The organism is Alteromonas naphthalenivorans, from assembly GCF_000213655.1.
In the GTDB taxonomy this organism is placed as follows: domain Bacteria; phylum Pseudomonadota; class Gammaproteobacteria; order Enterobacterales; family Alteromonadaceae; genus Alteromonas; species Alteromonas naphthalenivorans.
In genome coordinates this window covers 2,444,260-2,466,315 of the sequence record NC_015554.1, presented here as the reverse complement: position 1 = coordinate 2,466,315, position 22,056 = coordinate 2,444,260, and the positions used below count along the sequence as shown (strand labels likewise).

Sequence of the window (22,056 nt, the reverse complement as noted above, 5' to 3'; positions counted from 1 at the left end):
AAAAGCTTATCTAGCCCAACTTTCACTATCCCAACTCTCGCCACGATTTAACACGTAGCGATAGTAAATTTCATCAATATGCTGAAGAACAACGGCCTTACCTTCAATGCTACTGTGTTTGATGGCAGTAGTGAGTTCCGTCAGCGAAAGCGCTTGTTCAAACTCAGTGGCAACAGCCCGGTGGCTCAGGTGCCAAAGCTCACACGCTACGCCGCCTTTATCTTCATTGAATGGGCGAAAGAACCCAAAGGTGCTCATATTCGCTTCAAGCCAATTAGCTAACAAAAAACAAGGCCCACCTTTTCGATATTCGCTATCAACTAACGAAAACTTACCGTTCCATTGTTCAACGGCGTGCTTGTCATAAACATCAAAGTCACTTCCCCAATGATGTCGACTGCCGCCAGGCAACGCTGACCACATCAGTATTGCATGTAGCTTTTCTACGTCTGATAAACTATTCGGGTTTAATGCAATACCCTCGCTATCTAACAGCGCCGCTTCGCCACGCCATTTTCTATTCCAAATAGCACACTGTTTATCAAAGTGACGAAAGCTGCTTACTAAGCACAAATCTATACCGTCATCTCGGGCGGCTTGTTGCATATTAACAAAAGCGGGTAGCACGTTGGCATGCAGGAAGTGTCCATTTCCTGCATCAACAAGGTGAGGATTGTCTTGCCCTAACCAGGTAGCTGGTTTCATGCGAGTAGATTTACCAAAATACCGTAGTACATGTCGCTTAATAACTCTAAATCACTCATTTTTACACATTCATCTATTTTATGAATGGTGGCATTTACTGGCCCTAGCTCAATAACTTGTGCGCCAGTCGGCGCAATAAATCGCCCATCAGATGTGCCGCCAGCGGTAGATAAAATGGTAGGCGTGCCACGTACATCGGCAATTGCTTTTTCAGTGGCAGTAAGCAGCGGGCCTGAGTCTGTCAAAAAAGGCTGGCCGTTAAACGTCCACTTTATGTCGTAGTCAAGTTCGTGCTTATCCAGAATGGTCGTAACGCGCTTAATGAGTTCTTGATCTGTCACTTCGGTTGAAAACCGGAAGTTAAAGCACACATGAAGCTCGCCAGGAATTACATTACCTGCACCAGTGCCGCCATTAATGTTTGAAATTTGAAAGCTGGTGGGCGGGAAAAACTCGTTGCCATTGTCCCAATGAGACTGAGCCAATTCCGTTAAGGCAGGTGTGGCGCAATGTACTGGATTTTTCGCTAAATGCGGATAAGCAACATGGCCTTGAATACCTTTAACAGTAAGATCGCCAGTTAATGAACCACGTCGGCCATTTTTAACAATATCGCCCACTTCATCGGTCGAAGATGGTTCGCCAACCACACACCACGTGATTTTTTCATTTCGTGCTTCAAGGGTATCGATAACACGAGTAGTACCATTAATAAACGGGCCTTCTTCGTCACTGGTAATAAGATACGCAATACTGCCTTTGTGATCAGGATAATCGGCCACAAATTTACGGGTTGCGACTAACATTGCGGCCAAACTGCCTTTCATGTCGGCAGCACCACGGCCATGTAAATAGCCGTCTACTTCAGTAGCCGTAAAAGGCGGGGTTTTCCATGCGCTTTCAGGCCCACTAGGAACCACATCGGTGTGACCAGCAAAACAAAAAACAGGACCTTCTGTGCCACGACGTGACCACAGGTTGGTGGTATCGTCAAACACCATGGTTTCATTGTTGAACCCCAAGGTACCTAAAAAATCTTTCATGGCTTCTTGGCAGCCCTCATCTTCCGGGGTAACCGAACGCCTATTCATTAGGTTTTTAGCAATGTCTATTACGTTATCGTTTAACAAAATATTTCCTCATACTGCGCAGGTTTAAAGCCAATATGAAACGTGCCGTTATGATTTAAAATAGGGCGCTTCACCATCGCAGGGTGTTCAAGTAACAAGGCGAGTGCCTTTTCGCGGGTGATATCTGTTTTATCACTGTCATCGAGTTGGCGAAAAGTAGTGCCACGTTTGTTCAACATCACTTCATAACCAAGACTGGCTTCAGCGTTGGCAAGAAAATCGGCGTCTATACCGTCTTTTCTGTAATCGTGAAAAGTAAATTCGATGTTGTTCTCAGTAAGCCATTTTTTGGCTTTTTTGATCGTGTCGCAATTTGCGATGCCATACATTGTTGTACTCAAAAGGATACTCCGTTACAGCGTGAAGTTAGTGTAAGTGCATAATAAGCTCGTTATTATACATTTTCAAAAAGGGTTCGAACTTGCCTAAATATAAAGGGTTAACAGCGTGTCGTTACCCGCATCAACAAATTTTTGATGCGTTGGTAGAACGCCTATTAGTGCTTTGGCATTTAATAAGGTCATTATACAAATATTTTCCACGCCTTGTTGTTTTAGCCATGCGGAATTTACACTAAATAACATAGCACCGGCTTTAATCTGTTCGCCCTGTTTTAACTGAGTTAAAAACTGCGCCCCGTGCAGCATTTGGGTGTGTAAGCCATATTTGATTCGGCACTTAAGCCCAAAAGAAGATCTAATTTCAATTGAATAGTCTAGGGGATCTATTTTCATTACTGTTGCATTGAACGGGGAAACCACTTTACTGGAAGCGGTGATAAGCGCTAAACCTGGCCCCCATGCTCCAACATTGATGAGGTCATCATTAACGTGTTGCAGTAACACACATTGGCCTGAAACCGGTGATGCGATAGGAATGGCTTTTTTAAACTGTTCAGGAGGCGAGGTCAGTTGCTTTTCTATTAACACTACTTGCCCTCAAGAACCGTATAGCCTGCATTTTTTAATGCCTTTGTTGCATCAGCAAGTTTATTATCTTTCACAAGGAAAAAATCGGTTTCAAATGTCGATACAACAAAGATAGAGACTTTCACTGCGGCAAGTACCGCGCCAATCTGCGCCATAATACCTACCATAGATAAATGCAGCGGGCCGAGCAATTCAAGTGCTCGCCAGCCTTCGTCAGAATCTAGTGAATCTACATCTACATTCGATGGTATAACAATAGACAATTCATCTTCTGTTTTGCCCAAGAAAAAAAGCGGGCTTTGAAGTACATTTGCAGGAATTGCACTGTCGCCATCTAGGCTGTGGATCGTAAATGGTTGGGGAAGTACCGAGAGTGTTTGTTTTGGCATGAATAACCGAAAAAAAGGTTTCAATCAAAGTATCCACATTAAAACACTATCTGTGGTTAAGTGCTACGTGTTATCCACTTAATCTGTGGATAAGTTTGTTGAGTAGTTTGGGGCTTTTGTTTAACCTTATGAAATTAAACAATAAAATAAATTGTACAAACAATAGTCAGTGGATAACATTTACCTATTCACAAGCATTTTCCACAGCCTCTGTCTATACATATTTAAAAATTGTTCTGCTTATTTTGCAATTTCTTGTCTTGACACTGCTGTCTTTTATCCAACGTAATAAACCGGATCGCCACGTGGTTTTTTATCAATGGCTGTGCAATTATCAAAGAGTACTATATTTAAATACTGGGTTTACATACTAGGTTACAGACTGGCTTGATGACCTAATAATGCCAAACCTCAAAAGGGGAATGATATGAGCGATAGTTTATGGATGGATATCACCACTGAAGACGCTGATGCCCTAGCTGATTTTTATGTGAATGTAATGGGCTGGAAAAAAGAAGCCTTCGATATGGGCGGCTACAACGATTATGTGATGATGAAAGAAGATGGTAGCCCTGCTGGTGGTATATGTCACAAGCGAGGCTGCAATAGTAATATTCCTGGCGGGTGGGTGCCGTATTTCACGGTAGCCGAATTAGACTCAGCATTGGCCGCTTCTAAAAGCGCTGGTGGGCAGCAAATAGGAGATATTCGCCATCATGGTAAATCTCGCTTTTGTATTATAAAAGACCCTTCAGGGGCGTGTTGTGCACTTTATGAACAAGGCGAAGAGTAAAAGGGCACTACCAGAACACGGCAAGTACACGCTGAGGAAAGGAGGGGAAAGATTAGGAAAGGTTAGGAATACACAGGGTGATGTCAGCTTCAGGCTAAGGGGGCTGACATCACTAACACCACTATGTGTAAAATTTTTGAGCAAGCATTGATTAGGGCGACTATTTATTTAATACGCCGCGATTTACCTGATCCCGCTCAATCGATTCAAATAACGCTTTAAAGTTGCCTTCTCCAAATCCATCGTCTTCTTTGCGCTGAATAAACTCGAAAAACACTGGGCCAAAAACGGTTTCTGAGAAAATTTGCAGTAGCAAACGAGGAGACTCGCCTTCCGTGGTGCCGTCTAACAAAATACCTCGTTGTTTAAATTCTCCAACAGGCTCACCGTGGCCGGGTAAGCGCTCTTCTAACATGTCGTAATAAGTATCAGGAGGTGGGGTCATAAACTTCATGCCCTTCGCTTTAAGTTTATCTAAGCAGCTTATAAGGTCGTCACAAGCAAAGGCAATATGCTGGATACCTTCACCGTTGTATTGCATTAAAAATTCTTCGATTTGACCGCCACCGCCCACGGCTTCTTCATTAAGTGGAATTCGAATTTTGCCATCAGGCGCGGTCATGGCTTTAGATAGTAAACCCGTGTATTCACCCTTAATGTCAAAATAGCGAATTTCGCGAAAGTTAAACAACGATTCGTAGAATTTCGCCCAATGATTCATTCGGCCGCGATACACATTGTGAGTAAGGTGATCCAGCGTGTGGAAGCCACAACCTTCAGGGTGTCTGTCTACCCCTTCAATCCATGTGAAATCGATATCATAAATGGTGTTTTCGCCTTGATAGCGATCGATTAAATAAAGCATGGCACCGCCGATACCTCTGATAGCCGGCAGTTTTAATTCCATTGGGCCCGTGTGGGTGTCCATAGGTTGAGCGCCGCGCTTTAGCACTTCAGAATAGGCGTGCTGAGAGTCTTTAACGCGAAAGGCCATGCCACACGCTGAAGGGCCGTGTTCTTCGGCATAGTAAGAAGCGTGGCAATTTTTTTCATAGTTACTTAAAAGATTGATATCGCCTTGGCGCCACAGCTCCACCTCTTTTGATTTATGCTTGGCCACAAGGGTGAAACCCATCGCTTCAAACATAGGCTCCAATAAACCCTTTTTAGGCGCGGTAAATTCTAAAAACTCAAAACCATCTAACCCAATTGGGTTTTCAAATACGTCTGCCATTTTCTTTCTCGCTTACTGAAGTCACTGCCTTTGCGTTAGTTAATTAGTTTTTGATATTGAACCCACGCTAAGGCGATTGTAATTAGAAGAGATGATTGTAATGGTGAGGTAAATATAAGGGCAATAGAGTGTTAAAACACGACGAGAGCCGTTGTAGCGTATTAAGTGTAACGTTTAGTTTTCAGCTGTGTGAAAACGCAATTTAATCTGGTTTTTAACGGTGTAACCAGCTGAATTTAAATGTTTTATTTTTATTTATGGTCAACTAGGGAATGTTCATAAATACATACATTCAAAGAATTTCCCTACTATTATGATTTTTATATAGTACTTATATCTTACCGTCGAAATGCTTCGTTATTCCTTTCCAACAATCGATATAGTCTGTTTGGCGCAGTGGAGTACTAAGTGCAAACTCAGTTGGGGCAATAGGAAAGCGAGATTCAAACATAAACGCCAGTGTATTTTCGTATTTCTGTGGGGCTAATTCTGTATTCGAGGCAGCTTCAAATACAGAAGCTTCGGGGCCATGAGGGGTAAAGCAATTATGTAAACTCATACCACCAGGCGCAAAGCCTTTTTCTTTAGAATCATAACTCCCCTCAATTAAACCCATAAATTCACTCATCACATTTCTATGAAAATAAGGCGGGCGGAAGGTATTCTCAGCCACCATCCAGCGTGGGGGGAAAATGACAAAATCTACATTGGCAGTGCCTTCAAGTTCCGAAGGCGAGGTTAGCACCGTAAATATGGAAGGGTCGGGGTGGTCAAAACTGACGGTATTCATTACGTTAAAATTTTTAAGATCATATTTGTAAGGCGCTGAATTACCTACCCACGCCACGACATCAAAAGGCGAATGTGGAAGCGGGGCTTGGTATAAATGGCCACAAAATTTGTTAATGATGACATGGGGCGTGTCTACATCCTCAAACCATGCAGTGGGGTACAAAAAGTCTCTTTGATTGGCAAACCCGTTTGCGCCTGCGGGGCCTCGCTCAGATAAAACAAATGACTGCCCATAGTTTTCACAAATATACCCTCGAATTGCGCCATCAATAGGAGTAACGCTAAAGCGAACCCCACGAGGGATCACCATAATTTCACCTGCAGATAGATGTAATTTGCCAAACTCAGTTTTTACTTCCATGTTTCCATGTTGTGGAACGAACAGCATCTCACCGTCGGATGAGTAAAATACCTTATTCCCCATAGACGAATTCGCACTATAGCAGTGAATGCCGATGCCGATTTGCTGATTAGCGTCGCCGTTCGTGGCTATGGTCACTAAACCTTCAATAAAGTCTATGTTGCTACTCTCATCAATTAGGGGGAGAGGATCCCAACGCATTACATTTGGCGGGCACGGCGATTGCGTTTGAGGGCCAGTTTGAAGCTGTGTGTTTTTATAAGGTGAAAAATCACCCATAGCAACAGAAGGCCGAATTCGATAAGTCCAACTGCGTCTATTTTTAGTCCGAGGCGCGGTAAATGCACTGGTGCTGACTTGCTCAGCGTAAAGTTTATAATTAACTTTCTGCGGGCTAAATTGCCCTTTGGGTAGTGCATTAGGCAAGGCTTCAGTTTCATGCTCATTATTAAAACCCGACAAATAAGTTAGTTGACTCACAATACCCACCTTTCAAATACTGCTGATGCTAAACGCTTCTATTTACGTAGCGTAAATATTAATAAAAAGTAAATCAATTGCGTGGCTAGAATAGGGCCCTTATAAAAAATTGATGTGTGATGATTTGTTTACGCGGGTGGAAACTTCAACATCAAATGCACTGCTTATAGTTGTGGTTTCATAAAGGTGATGGACGGCCCATTGATTTTACGGCTTTTACTGATAAATTAGGCGCATACATGATAAGTAGAGTCAATACGTGGCACCGCTAGAAATTTATGCCGGCAATGGGGCAATGAATACCATTAAGCAGCAAGGCTTTCACCCTGAAATATTTAGTTATTTTCTCGGCGCTTCAGGCGGTCCAAAATGGTTTTCACTTGCAGGTTTAGACAGAGTACTGTTCCCTGAGTGGTTTAGTAATGTAGAACATCAAATACATGTTATAGGGTCTTCTGCGGGGGCATTTAGGGCTATTTGTGCAGTACAAAACGACCCGCTTGCAGCCATAAATCGGCTAGCCACGTCTTATTCAACCACTACTTACAGCGATAAGCCTACTCCTGCGGAAATAACCCGCAAGGCGGAAGCGTTAGTAAAAGAAATGGTGGATAGCGAAGGAAAAAAAGAGGTGTTGGCCAACGAGCGATTCAAAGCACACATCTTTGTGGCCAAATGTTTAGGGGCTACCCGGCGCGAGCATAAGTTTTCGCAGTTATCGGGCCTTGCGATGAGTGCTGCCGCTAACGCGGTCACGCGAAAGAACTTAGGTAGGTATTACACACGCTGTATTTTTTCGTCGCCAAATACAGAATTTTCAATTAAAGACCCGTACCAATTGCCCACCGAACATTACGAATTAAATAACGAAAATATCCACAATGCACTGCTTGCCTCCGGTGCTATTCCCGTTGTGCTAGAAGGAATAAGAGATATTGCGGGGGCTCCGCAAGCTATGTATCGCGATGGCGGTATAGTTGATTATCATTTTGACCTAGAATTTGGCCCTGACAAAGGTTTAGTGTTATATCCACACTTTTACCCTAAGCCCATTCCGGGTTGGTTCGACAAGGGCTTAAAACGCCGCGTGGCACATAAAAATAGTTACGACAATGTGGTCATGCTAGTGCCATCTGCCAAGTTCGTTGCAAGCCTGCCATACGGTAAAATTCCAGATCGAAAAGACTTCGAGCAACTCGATGCCACTACCCGTATTAAGTACTGGCAAACGGTATTGCAGGAAACCGATAGGTTAGGGGAGTACTTTATGAAAATAGCGAGTGATGGCAGTATTGTTGATAAAATCAAGCCGTTGCCATTTATGCAGCGTGAGAACGTTTAATTCGGTGTGAAATTGCTCACTTTTTCAATAAATGGTGGCAAATCAATCAAACACACACCTTAAACACAAAATAAGCTTGCAGGACGCACTGCGCATCGCTATGATACGCGCCGTCCTTCAGGCAGTTCTGCCGAAGTATATTTGCGACTATAGCTCAGTTGGTTAGAGCGCTACCTTGACATGGTAGAGGTCCCCTGTTCGAATCAGGGTAGTCGCACCATTTTTACTTGCCTTCCTTGTTAGTATCTACTTACGCAATTTATCAGAAAAAATAAATAGGGCCAATTTAGGGCCAAATTTTATATTTATCAATTTATCCACTTTATACCCACTTTAATTTCTTCCTATAGGCTAGATCCGCACTCATTCTTAAAGTAATGTTTTGGACTACTGATAAATATAAAAAGGAACACGCATGCAACATGGAAAGTTTAGCTCCAAGTTGGAAATTTTTTACACAGATATAGAAAAAATATTAAGTGATAAACCCAAAAGCCAAGAACGATTTGAAAAAGAGTTTGATGACCTAATAAAGAAAGTAGCGCTGAATGCAAACCAGAAAGGGCGCCGTGGGCAAACTATCGATGAAGAAGCATTAACAGCAATGTTAGAAACTGATAATGAGGTAAAATTTCCAAGGTCTCAATTGGTTTCATCATACTTAAAGGTTTGTAGGGATTATAAAAAACTGTCTGATCAGGAAAGTCGATTGTCTAAGTTTGATTTCAAAGAACGTGTTAGGTTTTTGATTTTTCGGATTTGCACAGCAATTGGTATTGCTGCAGTTATTTTGGGTACTGCGATAGTAGCAAAGGAGTTAGGTATTGCCCTCCCGTTGTCATCTTTAAAGTCGAGCTAACCAAATGTTGACCTCAAATTTTTTATTGATTAGAGCTTCTGATGGCCTATTTGACTTCGTTGTTAACGATTCCCGCATCACATTCGAGAACCAATCTGGAATTTGTGTGTTTATTAACTTTGTAATAGTCGGTTTAAAGCGAACCGGCGTTAGGTTGGTGTTTTTATTTCAATATAGCTAAGAGGAACCGGCTCTGCGGTAAGAAAACACAACAACCACGAGCCAAAGTAAGTCATATATAGAGACAGTAAGCGGTGAGAATTACCCCTTAGATTGAGGGGTCTACACAGTACCTATTGGTTTTTACATCAGGCAGCCAAAATTGCGTTCACTTTACTTCCCAATGCGATAGTTAAAAGCCTCAAATATCGACCAGCTGTAGCCTATAGATATTTCACTATTCTCAGAAGAAAACAAAAAGTCGGATCCTCGAACCCTTGCACAAATTGTTTTACGCGCTGCGAATTACCTGCGTAGGAAATATTTCAGAAGGACCCAAAAAGGCTTATCTAGTGCGGTCAGAGCCGACATAAGGTCTTGCAGGCATGCCAATCACCATGCTGTAAGGCTTTAAAATTTTCACGCTTAGGATGCCGCTGTGGGCGTTATTTTAGGTGCCGCTTTTCCCAAACTGAGCGCTAAAATAATTTTTAGTGACCTCCGTTTCAATATGGGATAGTTAACTAATCGGTTAGTTTATATCAACCGAATAGTTAACTTTACGCTACTGATCAGTTTAACCCCAAATGAGTATTTGAATGATTGGTCACTTGATTGGTCACTTGGGGTGCGGTTTGGGGTGTGATCTCTGGTGCTCCAATAATCCCGAAAACAGGACAGAACGGCCCCAAAATCAGGACAGGTCGGCCTTGATTTTCCGAACCCTTGCAATGTGCGTTTTGCTTATTTGTGTATTCCACATTGGAACACCCGACATTTACGCTACATTGCTGTAATTATTGGTTAATTCGTGATTTTGCGCTTTATGCGCTGGCGCTCGGCTGGCGTTCTCAAATCCATTAAACAGCCAGTCGTGATACTGGGTTAATGCTTCACGTTTTACCCGTCATGAATATTTCGCGTTTTCCCTATTAGAAAACGCCAAAACTACGCCAACTTACTGAATAAATTATTGTTTTCGTCTACTTGCAGTTTTCCCATGCCAAGCCCCTTGCAAGGTTTGAACTATCAAATAGCCACTTATGGTCTTGCTTTAAAGTTTCACATTTTTCCTGTCATGAATATTTCGCGTGTTCCTTATTAGAAAACGCCAAAACCAAGTTAAGCTGTTGTATTTAAATAAAATTGAGGTGAATGCGAGTTTTCTTGTGGACGGGATAAGGACGGGGCTTTCTGTTCTCTGGTAGGGATATAATGTTTCAGGGTAAAAAAGAGGCTCACGCAGATAAATTAAGTAAACAACGTAGTTTGTGGCCACCCAACCGAGGATGCTTTAAACCGCCACAATAATACAATACTTAATATATACGGTGAGCCTGTAACTTAGTTAACTCTGACAAGCCCTCTATAGTCAGTGGCGCGAACATCGTAATCTAATCGGTGCTTTACCTGTAAACCATCCAAATTAAATACCGCACTTGTAAATATTTGAGGAACCAGCGCCCCTCTCAAAGTGAATAGAGAAATACTAGCAAAAGGGTTATCGCAAGCTAGGAACCAACCATCAAACCCTGTTAATCGACTTTCTACGATAACCACCAATAACTGCTGCTCCGTAACGGCTTTGTTATATTCACCAACCACTTTTGCTGCAGATAAAGCCTTCTCTGGGGGCACTATCACGTATTTAGGTTGTATCCGTACTTCCTCTTTCTCTGCAGCATTAATATCTATTGTTTGCCCGTACATCAATGCTAACGCACTACCCAGATCTGTCATAAAGTCGTTGGATGTAGCCACTTGGTTTTTGTGGGCGCTGTCAAAAATTGGGGTTTCATCAAACGCTATTGGATTCTCAGTAAGCAAGCTGTAAATCTTATCGCCAATTTGCCGATCGTAGGCTGATGCAATACCGGATAATATTGAATTTATAGCGGAAATATCGTCACTAAAAACAGTCTGGCGCTCTATGTTGATTAGGTTGCCATAGGTATCCAATTTGGCAAAAGCAACTTCTCCATAAAGGTCTGTTCTTTTGTATGTACCATGAATTGGAATCAATTCAGGCTTTGGAATAACGCCAACAGCGGTTACCGCCGTTGGTTTGAAGTCGGTAAGACTGTAGTTGTTTACCCAAATTCGCCACGTTTCGCTGGTAGCAGACCACTTATCAATTAATAAGTTATTTAATGTATCGACAAATATTGTCTCGAAATTAACTAAGTTTAAATACGCTTGAATATTCTGACGTTTATTTTTAACATCAATTTCAACACCTGAGCGCTGTAGACCGTCATTCACTAACGATGTGAACGATTCAGTACTGATGCCTTTATATTTTTCAGCTAAAAACTTATGAGCTGTGGCTTGTAAAGAAACTGCGCTAGTCATTTTATTCCTCCCAAATGCCAGATAATACGGCAACGCTTGGGGCAATTACTTTACTGCCGTTTACATCAGTAACCATTTGAGTACCCGATTTCATTTCAATCTTATAGGTTTCGTCTTTAAAGGTGTCAATCTCAAGTGTATTAACAGAAGAGGAGAAAGTACTCATTATATAGATATGATGCTTTTTCCCTTTAAGTGAAATACTTATGTGATCGATATTCTCTCTTTGCTCGATAAAAAGGTGTAACTTTTTACCCTTCGCTTTAAAGGTGAATTCGTCATTGCCATTTTTAAATGACTTTGAATACAGTGTTTCGATATTAGACATTTTTTATCTCGCTATAGTGTTTAGGCGTAGTGTGTTGTGAGTTAAATAAATTGGCGGGTTGTGTCATCTTTCTGTGTTCGCAAATCTTAGCTGCGCTTTGACGAACGTCAGCAGCAAAAGAGTGTTGGCTTTGTTTGATCTCGGCTTGTTTGGCAACGCACACTCGTTCAAATTTGGCATTAACTGCATCTTGGCTAACTGAATCGGTAAGGCCATCAATAAACCCTTTCTCAAAGCAATCTTCGCCATTCATCCAGGTTTCCTGATCCATCAGTTGAGAAACTTCACTTTCTTCTAACCCTGTCTTTGATATATAGGCCGCTAACATTGAAGCTTTCATCACATCTAGTAGGTCGGCAGTTTTGCGATGTTCGATTGCTTGGCCTGTTGAAACACCCCAAGGGTTGTGAATCATCATCAAACCATTTGAAGGCATCAGTATGGTATCGCCAGCCATGGCAATTACTGAGGCCATTGAAGCGGCCAGAGAGTCAATAAACACCGTCTTTTTCCCAGAATAAGCTTTCAACATGTTGTAGATTGCTATTCCTTCGGTAACAGCTCCCCCCGCCGAGTTAATATGAATCTCAATTGATCCTCGATGGTTGCTCAATTCCTCTTTAATTTGTTTTGCTGTAATACCATCACGGCCTATATCATCATCGATGTGAATTTGGTTGTTGCTGCTAAACGCTTGTATTTCTATCGGGTTAGTCATGGTCGAGTGTTTCTCTTAGGGTGGTGATTGTTTTGCCGGCTGGCACTATTGCGCATTGTCGTGAAAACAATTGCCTCGCAATCTGTGAGTTTTCAAATAGGCCACAGTCTTTTGCTTTACCCCAACCATCTATTGCGAAAACAAAATCTGGGTTAAATTCGTCAGTCTTTGCAATTTTGATGAATGCTTGCTTCAACAGTGCAACGTAAGCACTTTTGCGTGGGCCAGTGTGATAGTTAAGCAACCGGCAATAAGCAATAATAAGAACTGAGTACTTTGCCCTGGTTAAGCTTTCTAATTTAAAGCCAAGTTCGAGCCGCGGTATGTAGCGGCGTAGAACCCAATTGTTAAATTGGGAGCTAGTTACATTTGCGTGATACAAAACTTCAGCTTTAGTAAATTTGGTTTCTGTTAGTTTCATTGGGCTAGTGAATGCAATTAATATATTCACTATTTTAAGTTGAAGGGATTTTTAGCGTTATAGGCTGCATTGTGACACTTATAAAAAAACCGACTAATAAGTCGGTTTTTCATTCTATGGAGAAATACATGGTCAAAACGAATTTACAATCTAGTGGCACCTTCCGTACATTCAACTTTTACTTGTTCTAACAAGGCATGTAAAACACTGTCGTGTTGTGGTTCCAACTCATGAACGTTATCCAATATGTATCCCTGTATCGTATGGGCCAGCTCATGAATAGATTTAAAAGACTGGTTAGTTATAGCTGTAACTTCACTTACAGACGTTAATAGCTGGTCAGGTTGGTTGTTGATGATAGTGCCCGGGCTTTCATTATTAGTACTAGACATGTTTCGGTGCCTCTTCTTGAGAAAAGCGTATATGCAGCCCTGATTCAATTTGTTCCGACAAAAACGCTGCATCAGCTGTTTTTGCTTCGTCAATTAGGTCTGTCGCGGTCGCAATCGCAGTAGTAATGATTTCGGCTTTCATATTTGTACCATCGTTCAAGGCCTCTTGGACCAATCGTAAAACTGATACTGCTTTTTCCATCGCTATTGATTTTCTATCATCAAGCTCAATCGCTTTATCTATCATTGAAGTGGTCATGGTGAATTACTCCGTTCCTAAAGGTTAGTTAAAATGGTTTCTTTTCGTATCGCAAAACATTTAGAAGTGCGATCGCTTTGAGAACACTTAGCGAGAATTGCTCTCGCCCTTTCAACCGTTTCAATATCTGTTTCAACAATCTTGTAAGGGGCCTTATTTTCGATTACTGAAAAAAAGATATAACTATCAGGTTTTACTTTTTCGCCGCTCATAGACGTTGAAGATGTAGCCATAGAGAATTACTCCGTTTGTTCATTTTGAATTACTGATGTATATTGGTACGTACCAAACAAAATTAACAGGTGGTACGTACCAATGCAAGAAAAAGATAAAAAAAGTTTTGAGCGATCCGGTTCGACAAGAAAGCAAATTAGGTTCGAAGATGAACTATTAATCAAAATCGAAGCTGATAGATCTAAAACTGGTGAAGCCTTTTCCGAGTGGGTTAAAGATGCCTGTCAGCAGAAACTAAATAACTAAGTTTCAAACTAGTCGTATTCAACTTGAAACCAGTTGTATTCGACTAGTTTTTTTCGCCTCGCGGTATTTCCCCCATATTTCCCTACTTTTTCTTTATATTTTCACTCTAAGAAACCATCCAAAAAATCGTATGTATGGCTATATATAAAGGACTTCGATTTTTAGGGGATGGTGGTTAGTGTACACTTACAGCAAAACCCTTAATAAAAAGCTATTGTTGCTTCTCTCACCCCCTAAAAATTGGTGTTGTATATTGCTTCATCCCCTAAAAACTGGTGTTGTAAACGCATTTCACCCCCTAAAAACTGGTGTGTCATTTCTGCTAGGCTGCTTTATCTAAATTTAAGCTTCTCGCTTCAATGCTAAATTTTCTCAGAGGTGTAGTAGTTGGTAGTAGATCCATTTCGAAACCTTCTACTTTATCTATAGGCTGCCAGGTTAAACCATAATAATTAGGCTCTCGCTTTCCGCTTCCATACATTCCACGCTTGGTCAACACGATAAGTTTTGCGGCTAATAATTCCTTTAGGCATTTCCGTAGCGTGTCTTCTGAACGCCAGCCTCTAGGTTTTAACTGTGAATACGTTGCACAAAGCTTCCCATTATTTTTACCGGTATATTGCTTTGCAAATTCAAGCAGTAAGGCCCTAGAGCTAAAACTCAGTGATAAATAATCGCTACTATCCATGACGTGTACGGGCACACCAGCGAACCGCCCTTTATTCCGCCTGATTTTTTTATCTGCCATATCTCCCCCTTGGTAGCACTACCCAATTAGGGGTAATTACTTACCTTAATACGGGTAAATAATTACCCGATTAAGGGTAATCAGAACGGTTACGCTGCTTTATCTGATGTACTATGCCAGGCTTCGTATTTAACTTTTTCAAGTCCCCGATTAGAACGGTAAAAATTTAAAAGTCGTAGTGCCTTCACTCTGTCGCTGTCCGTTGCTAGCCAATATCTGTTAAAGGGTTTTTGGTGAAAGTGAGCGACTGTTTCGAGGTCTGGCAGTGATATAAAGTCGATATTTTTATCATGTCTCAAGGAACTTATTGTTGTATGCAGGCAAGACTCTCGATAACTAGAAAATGCTTCGGGTTGCGTGATTCCTCGTGGCCCGTTGTGAAGAATTGAGTTAAGTGCTAATTCAACCTTGTAAGGTCTCTTGTTTTCCGCGATATTAGTCTTGGTTAACGGTGTAAATTCGCTGCCTGTCGGGGCAGCTTTTTTTTGCTTGTTCATAACTGCTTCCTCACAGGGCAAATTTTCGAATGGGGGTGATCGAGCATTAAAGCTTCAGGTTCTAGCATTGGGAACGTGTCTATCATGCGGCCACCTCAACACGTGCTTCATCTATCCAAGCAATAATGTCTTCGCGCTTGTACCTAATCATTCTGCCTAATTTCACGTGTGCTGGTGCTTTACGGCCTAGCAGATAGCCGGTGCTTCTAGATTTGCGGAGGTTGTCTTCGTGGATACCAATCAAGTTTGCAAACTCTTTGCTTTTTAAGATTGGTTTAATCTGTTCATTGTGGTTTGTCACTGTCATTGTGCTACCCCTTTGTGGTTATATTGTGATGACAGGAGAAATTCTTAACTAGTGAGCGAACTTATAAGAGGGGCAAATTTTATTTATTTTCAGAAAGTTTGTTCTTAAAGTCAGGGTGATTATTGAAATAGTATTTATACAAATCATAAGACGGGTGGCCTGATATGTAGTTTTTTATTCTTTCATAGTAGTCCTGTTCTTTTGCTCTTTTGATAGTGGCGCTAGGGTCCTTATCAATACCTAAATCAGTGAATAATACCGCGATTATCGAAACAAAATTAGAAGTCTCTGAGTATGAATCCTTTCCACCCAGAATGTTATAAATGCCTGCAATTCTAGCTATTAGTTGACGTGTCCTCTTGGTTTCAATATTTACGCCTTTAAGGCTTGCTATATCTCCGTTTTTTATATTGCTTTCAATAACAGTTTTACAGCTATCTAAAACAAAACTAAGAAGCTTCGGGCCGTGGACTTGTAAATGAATAAAAAAATCATCGCACGCTTTTCTTGTGTCCTTATCCCCAAACCTGTCACCTAAACTCTCCGAGTAAAGGCTACATATTCTTGAGTACAAGTCTGGTGTACCCCAATTAAAAGCGCCATGAGATAAATTATTTAAAACTGTGGCTGTCTTAGAAAGTTGATTATTTAGAGCCTCCAATTCTGAACTCAATTCAGTGAACGAGCTCGTTTCTGAATGGTTGTGAAACAAGATAAGCGCATCAGAAATAGCAAATGTCAGGAACTCATCGACCTTTGGGTGAACAATCCCATTTTTTAACATCTCTCTTAATTTATGGTTCACCGCTTATACCCCCATGCCAAAATCATCTGATATTTTTGCCAGCGCTTCAGCAGCATGATGCGGCGATAAGTGGCCGTAATGCTCCTCAATCATTTTTACCGACTTATGCCCAGCTAATCGTGCGACAGAGAAAAGGGGAGTGCCCGAAGCAACCAGTTTGCTTATGTAATGGTGTCGCAGTGAGTAAAAGTCCAACTGTTCCGCAAATTCAGCGTGCTTTAGAACGTTTCTCCAATGCTTCTTATGGGCGTCTTTCGAAAGTTCATTTCCCGTTTTAGGGGAGGGGAAAACTAAGCTGTTTTCTTGGGGATCTCCTAACTGTACTTTCCATAGTCGCATTACATTGACTATATAATCATTTAAAGGGAGATCAATTTTCGCGGGGTTCTTATGGTGTCTTGTTTTGTTTGGTATCTTTACCAGCCTTTTGAAATCCAAGTTTATCTGGTGCCAATGTAAATTATATAAATCGCCAGGGCGCATACCTGTATATGCTGCAAGTCTAAAAAACGGAAAAAACCAGTTTGGGAAACTTAAACGTGCAAGCGACATTAGGTGGGGTTTGCCATGTCTTCGGCTATTTTCTCGACCTTGTATTAATTCTTCTTTGTAAAGCGCTAGGCCTCGATTCAAAGATGCTATTTCTTTAGTGTTAAGCATTCTTCGGCTTAAATGCTCTTTGTCGTGTAACTTTATTTTCTCTGCGTCTGACATATCTAATAACGAAACTTCTGCGAGCGGAAACTTACTAATGGCGCCGTTAGTGTAAGCGTGCCGAATCATTGTTTTGAAAGCTCCATACACCCTGCTTATAGTTTGGTAAGAGCGGGGGGTCAGTTCACCGGTCGTTTTATTCTTACTCCCTAAAGCGTACTTGGCTTGCCATTCGTGAATTTGATTTTTAGTAATTTCCTCCAACGGTTTGTCGAGTAGCTCCGAGAAAGCTCTCTCTATCATCTGGATAGTATGTTTGCCGCTGTTTTTTTTTCGGCTTTGGTGAAGTGAGTAAGCACCATTTAAATAGTCTTTACCCGTTATAGAGCCTTTGTCTTGATTGCTTAAAATGAATTGCTTCTTTTTATTTTTAATTTCTTCAGACGGATCATCCCCACGATTTAACTTCGACTTCAGTTCAATTACTTCGTCGACAGCGTCAATTCTATCTTTGGACCCATCTATAAACTTTCCAAGATTTATCTTTCTTCTTTTACCAGCAAAGTCAGTATACCTAAATTGCCAGGTAGCATTTTTCTGTGTCTTAAGTAAATAAAAACCCTTTATCTTTTGGCATGAAAGCTGTTTGCCAGGGGTAGAAGTTTTTAAAAACTTGCTTGCTTCTGTTTTAGTAATTGAGGTGTCAGAACTATTCGCCATGAGGCTATACCTGATGAATGGGGCCAAAGTGGGGCCATTATGTATCACTCTAAAACCACAATCAACCCCCTCCAGAACACATTGATGGTCTATTGTTCACGCTAATTTTTGGTGTAAAGTTCTGAATTATAGGGTTATTATTGCGATTTGTTGTGGTTTGGCGTGGTCTTGCATTAACTTTGGTTTTTACCTTGACATGGTAGAGGTCCCCTGTTCGAATCAGGGTAGTCGCACCATCTATTTTTCCCCTAAGAATTTTTTCTAGCGTCATTTTAAAAATATTTAAGATTCCTAACTCATTGACAGTATTGAACTAATCGGTTTTACGCAGTTTTTTCAGGATTTGTGTTTATTTTCGTTTTTTCCTTTAAAAACAGATAAATACTGTCAGAATGGTCACGAGTGGTCACAATTCGTGACCACTCGTGACCAAATCTAGATTTCACTCCTTTGTTATTTGCCGTTAAAAACCATGGCGTTTTTCTCTTATGGCATTTTGTATTTAACAAAGTCACTTAAGAACATTTCACTATTCTGCTTCACACAACCACGAATTAAATAATGCAATGCCGATTTTTCGTGAGGTTTTAGGAGAGCGGTATCGCGAAATAATGTGCTGCTTGTAGATATGCCGTATCCATTTGCCGAGCACTTAACACTGAATAACGTCACGCCATCAATCGATGCAAATGCAATATATTCATTATCCCCAGTATTTCTGAAAAACAGATGAAGGCGCACTTGATTATCTAAAAGTATGAAGTGGCCATTTGAATAAAATAAGTTATCTTTTAACCCCAAGTTTGGATGAGCGCACAAAAGTAAAATGGATTCGGCGGAAATAGCCATTTCCGATTCAAAAGCATATTTCTTCACTTTTACAAGCTTTAAGCTCCCGCTTTTTAATGTTGAGCGATGCATGCCTTTTTCGGCAGAAGCTTCTTTTAAGCTGGTAAATGTGCGCCCTTCTGAATCTGTGACAATTAAAGCATTGCTATGACGGGTAGGGGAGAGACCCGGCAGGTTAAGCCACTCTCTAATACGTCTTCGCCTCAAAGATAGACGTTTTCCCACGCTACTCGCTTTTATTCCCTCTTGAGCAGCAAATTGTTCGATACGGTTTTGATAGTTCATCGTTGGCAGTTTTCGCTCAACAATTTCAAGTGCTTCATAAATGTTCCATCCGCAGCGAACGCGTTCAAGCACTTTGTCGCTATTTAATCCGAAGGCTCTGGCTGCTGCGGACAAGCTATCGTAGAGTTGGCCTTGTACTTCAACTTGCTTACTATTAGATTCATAAGATGTCATGGAATTACTCCTTTCAGTTAAATTCCATAACAGTGTGTTAAGTTTTACGTAAATTTTAAAAAAAATGTGGCAATGCAAACATAAAGCTTGAGCTTAAGTGTAAAAATTGAGGAATTAATTGCTTTCTGCGCGCGTCAATGATGGTCGGTCCGGGATAAACGAACAAATGGATATAAAACGGTTGTAGTGGGCAACTGTGCAGAATCTCGCAGATAAATGCAGAATAATGAACAAAGGTATTAGAGTATCTGAGTTAACGTAATTAATGGACGCTCAGTGAAAGCGGCGAGACTGTCACTTTAAAAGATAGCAATTGCTCTACTGCTGATTAGGAGAAGTGCTTCTATTTTTCATAATCTTACTATTAATGTACCGGCCGCTATGAGTGAGAGGTGGGCTAGCATTTTACAAGAGGTAATGGGCCGCTAAAGACCTTGAGTTCAATCAATGCGCGCAACGTGGGTGCTGTTCACCCGCTGCGTAACCAAGGAAGGCATGCACTGTGGTACCCCGGTATGGCTTCATAGTCGGCGTAACGACACCGCTTCTTGCCCCGTCCATTCGTGTTCGGGCAATTGCCAGCTGGTAAGCAAGTTATTTACGTCGGTATCTAAATTAATCGGGTTATCTTGGCGGTATTTCATCAGTACTGTCGCAAATGCGGGTTTTGAAATACTGCCTGCTTGGAATACTGTTTTTCATCAACAACCCGCTCGGTAGTTACGTCTTTAACGCCGCTTTCCATGGTCCAAGCCAGTTGCCAATTTCGCATGAAAGCTACCGACACGCTAGGCGCTTTGTAGTTCGCCAGTCGTTGTTCTAAAGACCAATAATCAACTTTTTGGCTTTCAATGCGAATGCGCTCACTTAACCCTGTTTTTAAAAAGTTGGCTTTTTGTGATTCTTTGACTGGCGAGGGTGAAGCTGTTTGCGTTTCGGGTTTTGCACAACCCACTAATGAAACTAGGCAGATGGAAAATGCAATAGCGGTAGGTGTTTTGGCTGGTTTTGTGTTAGGTATTCTATAACGCAGCACATTTCAGAGGGGTACTTTTTTTTCTATCTATATTAGTTATGTGTTTGATAACGGTGGTTATAGATGGCATTTTACGTTATAAATCCAAATGCATTCGTGGTGTGTATAAATCCAAGAGAAAGGACTTTCGTTTGACATATTTGAGGAAAAGAGTAGTTTTTTGTATACTACGTATTGTAAAATGCAACTTTAAGGAGATTTCAGATGCGTGCAACAACAGAAAGTGGTCCAAAAGTTTACTAATACTATCGCTTGTTTTTAGTTCGACAAACGCTCTTGCTCAAACCCAGAGCGAACCCATTGCCGAGCCTAAGCAAGATGTCGTGGCAACAGCGCCTAACAATAACTCTGTTGCCACGAACAAACCCACTCAGTCAGTAGAAAATCTACCCATACCGCCCAAAAAGTCAGTAAGCACAACCCCAGTTAACATTGTTAATAAACCCGGTACTCTCTTTAATGTAGATCCAGACGACGCACTTGTAATAATGCGTATGCTTGTCACGATTGCCGCCCTCATTTTCAGTACAATGTTAATCCCTTTCATACGCTACGTGCATAACTTGCGAAGCGTAAAGCTTAGTTATCTTGAATTTTTTAAAGCTGACATTGATAGCGTCATGCAGCGTTATCACCATGTATTAACACAAGATGAATTGGCTTTAAAATATCCCGATTGTCATATGAACAAGCCATGGTTAAAAACCCTAAAAGATGGTGGTTATAAAAACGAAATACCCCATGAAATCGTTCTTATAGACGATCTTTTAAAACGGGCTCTCAACGAGGTCAGCAATGATGTCGCTTACTTTCCAGTCATAACTTATACTTCGATGCCCTCAACTAACACTAGCCATGATAATCCTCTCTGGAAATTAAAGCGTGAGCATACCAAAGTCATTTCGGAGTACCTTAACTCCGAAGTTGAGGTGCAGGAAACAACGCGTATGCTTTATTCTTCTCCTATCTTTGACTGGATTAACAGTAATGATCAAGAGCAACGAATGCGTTGGATCCGAGGGGCTGAGTCTTTGTTAGATGAAATAGCCAAGCATTATATAAGAGTAAGACGCCTAAACGATTTGTTGAATAAGCTATTAAAGCCAAAATTTTTTTTATGGATAAAATGGTTGCGATTCTACCCTAGCGTGTAATAGGCAGTTAACCTGCCACGCGACCAGCTGAGCATTATTACAATTTTAACGATTGATAAAAAAGGGGCTAACTGATGGAAAATGATAAACAACCACTGTTTCAACTATTGGAAATAAAATTTCTTCTAATAATAACAGCTGTCGTTGCTGTTTTTCTTTATTTCCTTCAGTATTTTGGTCAAAGTAAAACGGAAAATTTATTGTTTGTGATCCCAGTTGTACTTTTGTGGCTACCACATATTTTTGGTAAAAAATTAGAAGCGTTTTCCCGAAAGCATTTCAATGAAGATCGCTCTGATAGAGTCATCGCGTTCATCGAATCTGGCGAGCCAACAGGACTTAACTTCGAAACGTTAATGAATTATATCAGTAATCTGACTATTAACGGCCTACTAATATCAAGCTCTGTTTATGTTTTAGAGAATAGGGGTTGGTGCGGTTACTTTATAGGGGGGATTATATTCCTAGTAGCATTGATATTTATGCTTTTTACGATTTTAAACTTTGCGCATAACATAGCAGTTAGATCAGAGTCTAAACAAGTCTCCGAGAGCAAAGTGCCTGAGAACAGAAAAATGAATCAATCAGGCTTAGCCATATTTTCCATATTGTCTTTTCCTTTAATCGTTATAATTTCAATAGTAGTTCCCGCTGTTTTGGGAATAATTTCGGAATAGGTACACATGAATATTCATTCAATAGAA

General features: G+C 41.0%; 28 protein-coding genes and 1 tRNA gene. 7 read left to right on the top strand and 22 right to left on the bottom strand.

Going from position 1 to position 22,056, the window contains the following annotated elements; all coding sequences use genetic code 11:
• Positions 1 to 6: 6 nt before the first annotated feature.
• The 5 genes from AMBT_RS10785 to AMBT_RS10765 form a co-directional block, all read right to left on the bottom strand.
• Positions 7 to 705 carry a M15 family metallopeptidase gene (locus AMBT_RS10785; protein ID WP_013784661.1) on the bottom strand — a complete coding sequence of 233 codons (699 nt, stop codon included), beginning with the start codon at positions 703 to 705 and terminating at the stop codon, positions 7 to 9.
• Positions 702 to 1,835 carry a succinyl-diaminopimelate desuccinylase gene (gene dapE / locus AMBT_RS10780; protein WP_013784660.1) on the bottom strand — a complete coding sequence of 378 codons (1,134 nt, stop codon included), beginning with the start codon at positions 1,833 to 1,835 and terminating at the stop codon, positions 702 to 704. The genes AMBT_RS10785 and dapE overlap by 4 nt, the downstream gene beginning before the upstream one ends.
• Entirely contained in the window at positions 1,829 to 2,164 is a 336-nt protein-coding gene (locus tag AMBT_RS10775; RefSeq protein ID WP_013784659.1) for an ArsC family reductase, read from the bottom strand. Before AMBT_RS10775 ends, dapE begins: the two co-directional genes overlap by 7 nt.
• A gap of 96 nt (positions 2,165 to 2,260) precedes the next feature.
• Positions 2,261 to 2,764: a PTS sugar transporter subunit IIA gene (locus AMBT_RS10770; protein WP_013784658.1), complete on the bottom strand. Its 504-nt coding sequence runs from the start codon at positions 2,762 to 2,764 to the stop codon at positions 2,261 to 2,263.
• Positions 2,764 to 3,153: an ACT domain-containing protein gene (locus AMBT_RS10765; protein WP_041452552.1), complete on the bottom strand. Its 390-nt coding sequence runs from the start codon at positions 3,151 to 3,153 to the stop codon at positions 2,764 to 2,766. The genes AMBT_RS10770 and AMBT_RS10765 overlap by 1 nt, the downstream gene beginning before the upstream one ends.
• Before the next feature lie 427 nt (positions 3,154 to 3,580).
• Between AMBT_RS10765 and AMBT_RS10760 the strand changes: the two genes are divergently transcribed.
• Positions 3,581 to 3,946, top strand: coding sequence for a VOC family protein (locus AMBT_RS10760; protein WP_013784656.1), 366 nt, complete (start codon positions 3,581 to 3,583; stop codon positions 3,944 to 3,946).
• 160 nt (positions 3,947 to 4,106) lie between these two features.
• On the opposite strand, the gene hppD is transcribed toward AMBT_RS10760, so the two are convergent.
• Both hppD and hmgA read right to left on the bottom strand, forming a co-directional pair.
• The gene (gene hppD, locus AMBT_RS10755) at positions 4,107 to 5,180 is read right to left on the bottom strand and encodes a 4-hydroxyphenylpyruvate dioxygenase (RefSeq protein WP_013784655.1); all 1,074 of its coding nucleotides are present in this window, start codon (positions 5,178 to 5,180) and stop codon (positions 4,107 to 4,109) included.
• 331 nt (positions 5,181 to 5,511) lie between these two features.
• Entirely contained in the window at positions 5,512 to 6,813 is a 1,302-nt protein-coding gene (gene hmgA, locus AMBT_RS10750; protein ID WP_193352901.1) for a homogentisate 1,2-dioxygenase, read from the bottom strand.
• A gap of 259 nt (positions 6,814 to 7,072) precedes the next feature.
• Here hmgA and AMBT_RS10745 point away from each other — a divergent pair, with 259 nt between their 5' ends.
• From AMBT_RS10745 to AMBT_RS10735, 3 genes are all read left to right on the top strand, one after another.
• Positions 7,073 to 8,155, top strand: coding sequence for a hypothetical protein (locus tag AMBT_RS10745; RefSeq protein ID WP_013784653.1), 1,083 nt, complete (start codon positions 7,073 to 7,075; stop codon positions 8,153 to 8,155).
• A 143-nt stretch (positions 8,156 to 8,298) separates the two neighbouring features.
• Positions 8,299 to 8,375, top strand: a tRNA-Val gene (locus tag AMBT_RS10740).
• Positions 8,376 to 8,570: 195 nt separating this feature from the next.
• A complete protein-coding gene (locus tag AMBT_RS10735; protein ID WP_013784652.1) occupies positions 8,571 to 9,014 on the top strand; it encodes a hypothetical protein in 444 nt (147 codons plus the stop codon).
• Between the two features lie 1,503 nt (positions 9,015 to 10,517).
• On the opposite strand, the gene AMBT_RS10730 is transcribed toward AMBT_RS10735, so the two are convergent.
• From AMBT_RS10730 to AMBT_RS10700, 7 genes are all read right to left on the bottom strand, one after another.
• Positions 10,518 to 11,525 carry a phage major capsid protein gene (locus AMBT_RS10730; protein ID WP_013784651.1) on the bottom strand — a complete coding sequence of 336 codons (1,008 nt, stop codon included), beginning with the start codon at positions 11,523 to 11,525 and terminating at the stop codon, positions 10,518 to 10,520.
• A 1-nt stretch (position 11,526) separates the two neighbouring features.
• Positions 11,527 to 11,853, bottom strand: a complete 327-nt coding sequence (locus AMBT_RS10725; RefSeq protein WP_013784650.1) for a hypothetical protein — start codon at positions 11,851 to 11,853, stop codon at positions 11,527 to 11,529.
• The gene (locus AMBT_RS10720; protein ID WP_013784649.1) at positions 11,846 to 12,571 is read right to left on the bottom strand and encodes a head maturation protease, ClpP-related; all 726 of its coding nucleotides are present in this window, start codon (positions 12,569 to 12,571) and stop codon (positions 11,846 to 11,848) included. Before AMBT_RS10720 ends, AMBT_RS10725 begins: the two co-directional genes overlap by 8 nt.
• Positions 12,564 to 12,992: a hypothetical protein gene (locus AMBT_RS10715; protein WP_232363213.1), complete on the bottom strand. Its 429-nt coding sequence runs from the start codon at positions 12,990 to 12,992 to the stop codon at positions 12,564 to 12,566. Before AMBT_RS10715 ends, AMBT_RS10720 begins: the two co-directional genes overlap by 8 nt.
• 143 nt (positions 12,993 to 13,135) lie before the next feature.
• Entirely contained in the window at positions 13,136 to 13,384 is a 249-nt protein-coding gene (locus AMBT_RS22600; protein ID WP_013784647.1) for a hypothetical protein, read from the bottom strand.
• Positions 13,377 to 13,643 (bottom strand): hypothetical protein, encoded by a 267-nt coding sequence (locus AMBT_RS10705; protein ID WP_013784646.1) that lies wholly within the window; start codon positions 13,641 to 13,643, stop codon positions 13,377 to 13,379. Before AMBT_RS10705 ends, AMBT_RS22600 begins: the two co-directional genes overlap by 8 nt.
• A gap of 17 nt (positions 13,644 to 13,660) precedes the next feature.
• On the bottom strand, positions 13,661 to 13,876 hold the full coding sequence (locus tag AMBT_RS10700; protein ID WP_013784645.1) for a hypothetical protein: 216 nt from the start codon (positions 13,874 to 13,876) through the stop codon (positions 13,661 to 13,663).
• Positions 13,877 to 13,958: 82 nt separating this feature from the next.
• Here AMBT_RS10700 and AMBT_RS22195 point away from each other — a divergent pair, with 82 nt between their 5' ends.
• On the top strand, positions 13,959 to 14,123 hold the full coding sequence (locus tag AMBT_RS22195; RefSeq protein WP_013784644.1) for a hypothetical protein: 165 nt from the start codon (positions 13,959 to 13,961) through the stop codon (positions 14,121 to 14,123).
• A gap of 322 nt (positions 14,124 to 14,445) precedes the next feature.
• Here AMBT_RS22195 and AMBT_RS10695 read toward each other — a convergent pair whose 3' ends face one another.
• The 8 genes from AMBT_RS10695 to AMBT_RS10665 form a co-directional block, all read right to left on the bottom strand.
• Positions 14,446 to 14,871: a hypothetical protein gene (locus AMBT_RS10695; protein ID WP_013784643.1), complete on the bottom strand. Its 426-nt coding sequence runs from the start codon at positions 14,869 to 14,871 to the stop codon at positions 14,446 to 14,448.
• 89 nt (positions 14,872 to 14,960) lie between these two features.
• A complete protein-coding gene (locus AMBT_RS10690) occupies positions 14,961 to 15,368 on the bottom strand; it encodes a hypothetical protein (RefSeq protein ID WP_013784642.1) in 408 nt (135 codons plus the stop codon).
• Between the two features lie 82 nt (positions 15,369 to 15,450).
• Positions 15,451 to 15,675, bottom strand: coding sequence for a helix-turn-helix transcriptional regulator (locus AMBT_RS10685; protein ID WP_013784641.1), 225 nt, complete (start codon positions 15,673 to 15,675; stop codon positions 15,451 to 15,453).
• A 79-nt stretch (positions 15,676 to 15,754) separates the two neighbouring features.
• Entirely contained in the window at positions 15,755 to 16,480 is a 726-nt protein-coding gene (locus tag AMBT_RS10680; protein WP_148259103.1) for a hypothetical protein, read from the bottom strand.
• Positions 16,481 to 16,483: 3 nt separating this feature from the next.
• Positions 16,484 to 17,854: a site-specific integrase gene (locus tag AMBT_RS10675; protein WP_013784639.1), complete on the bottom strand. Its 1,371-nt coding sequence runs from the start codon at positions 17,852 to 17,854 to the stop codon at positions 16,484 to 16,486.
• Positions 17,855 to 18,340: 486 nt separating this feature from the next.
• Positions 18,341 to 19,162, bottom strand: coding sequence for a hypothetical protein (locus AMBT_RS10670; RefSeq protein ID WP_013784637.1), 822 nt, complete (start codon positions 19,160 to 19,162; stop codon positions 18,341 to 18,343).
• A 521-nt stretch (positions 19,163 to 19,683) separates the two neighbouring features.
• The gene (locus AMBT_RS22940; RefSeq protein WP_013784636.1) at positions 19,684 to 19,806 is read right to left on the bottom strand and encodes a hypothetical protein; all 123 of its coding nucleotides are present in this window, start codon (positions 19,804 to 19,806) and stop codon (positions 19,684 to 19,686) included.
• Positions 19,806 to 20,198 (bottom strand): hypothetical protein, encoded by a 393-nt coding sequence (locus tag AMBT_RS10665; protein ID WP_013784635.1) that lies wholly within the window; start codon positions 20,196 to 20,198, stop codon positions 19,806 to 19,808. The genes AMBT_RS22940 and AMBT_RS10665 overlap by 1 nt, the downstream gene beginning before the upstream one ends.
• Positions 20,199 to 20,521: 323 nt before the next feature.
• On the opposite strand from AMBT_RS10665, the gene AMBT_RS10660 reads away from it, so the two are divergent.
• Both AMBT_RS10660 and AMBT_RS10655 read left to right on the top strand, forming a co-directional pair.
• Positions 20,522 to 21,352: a hypothetical protein gene (locus AMBT_RS10660; protein ID WP_126873870.1), complete on the top strand. Its 831-nt coding sequence runs from the start codon at positions 20,522 to 20,524 to the stop codon at positions 21,350 to 21,352.
• A 74-nt stretch (positions 21,353 to 21,426) separates the two neighbouring features.
• On the top strand, positions 21,427 to 22,029 hold the full coding sequence (locus AMBT_RS10655; protein ID WP_013784633.1) for a hypothetical protein: 603 nt from the start codon (positions 21,427 to 21,429) through the stop codon (positions 22,027 to 22,029).
• The last annotated feature ends 27 nt before the right edge of the window (positions 22,030 to 22,056 follow it).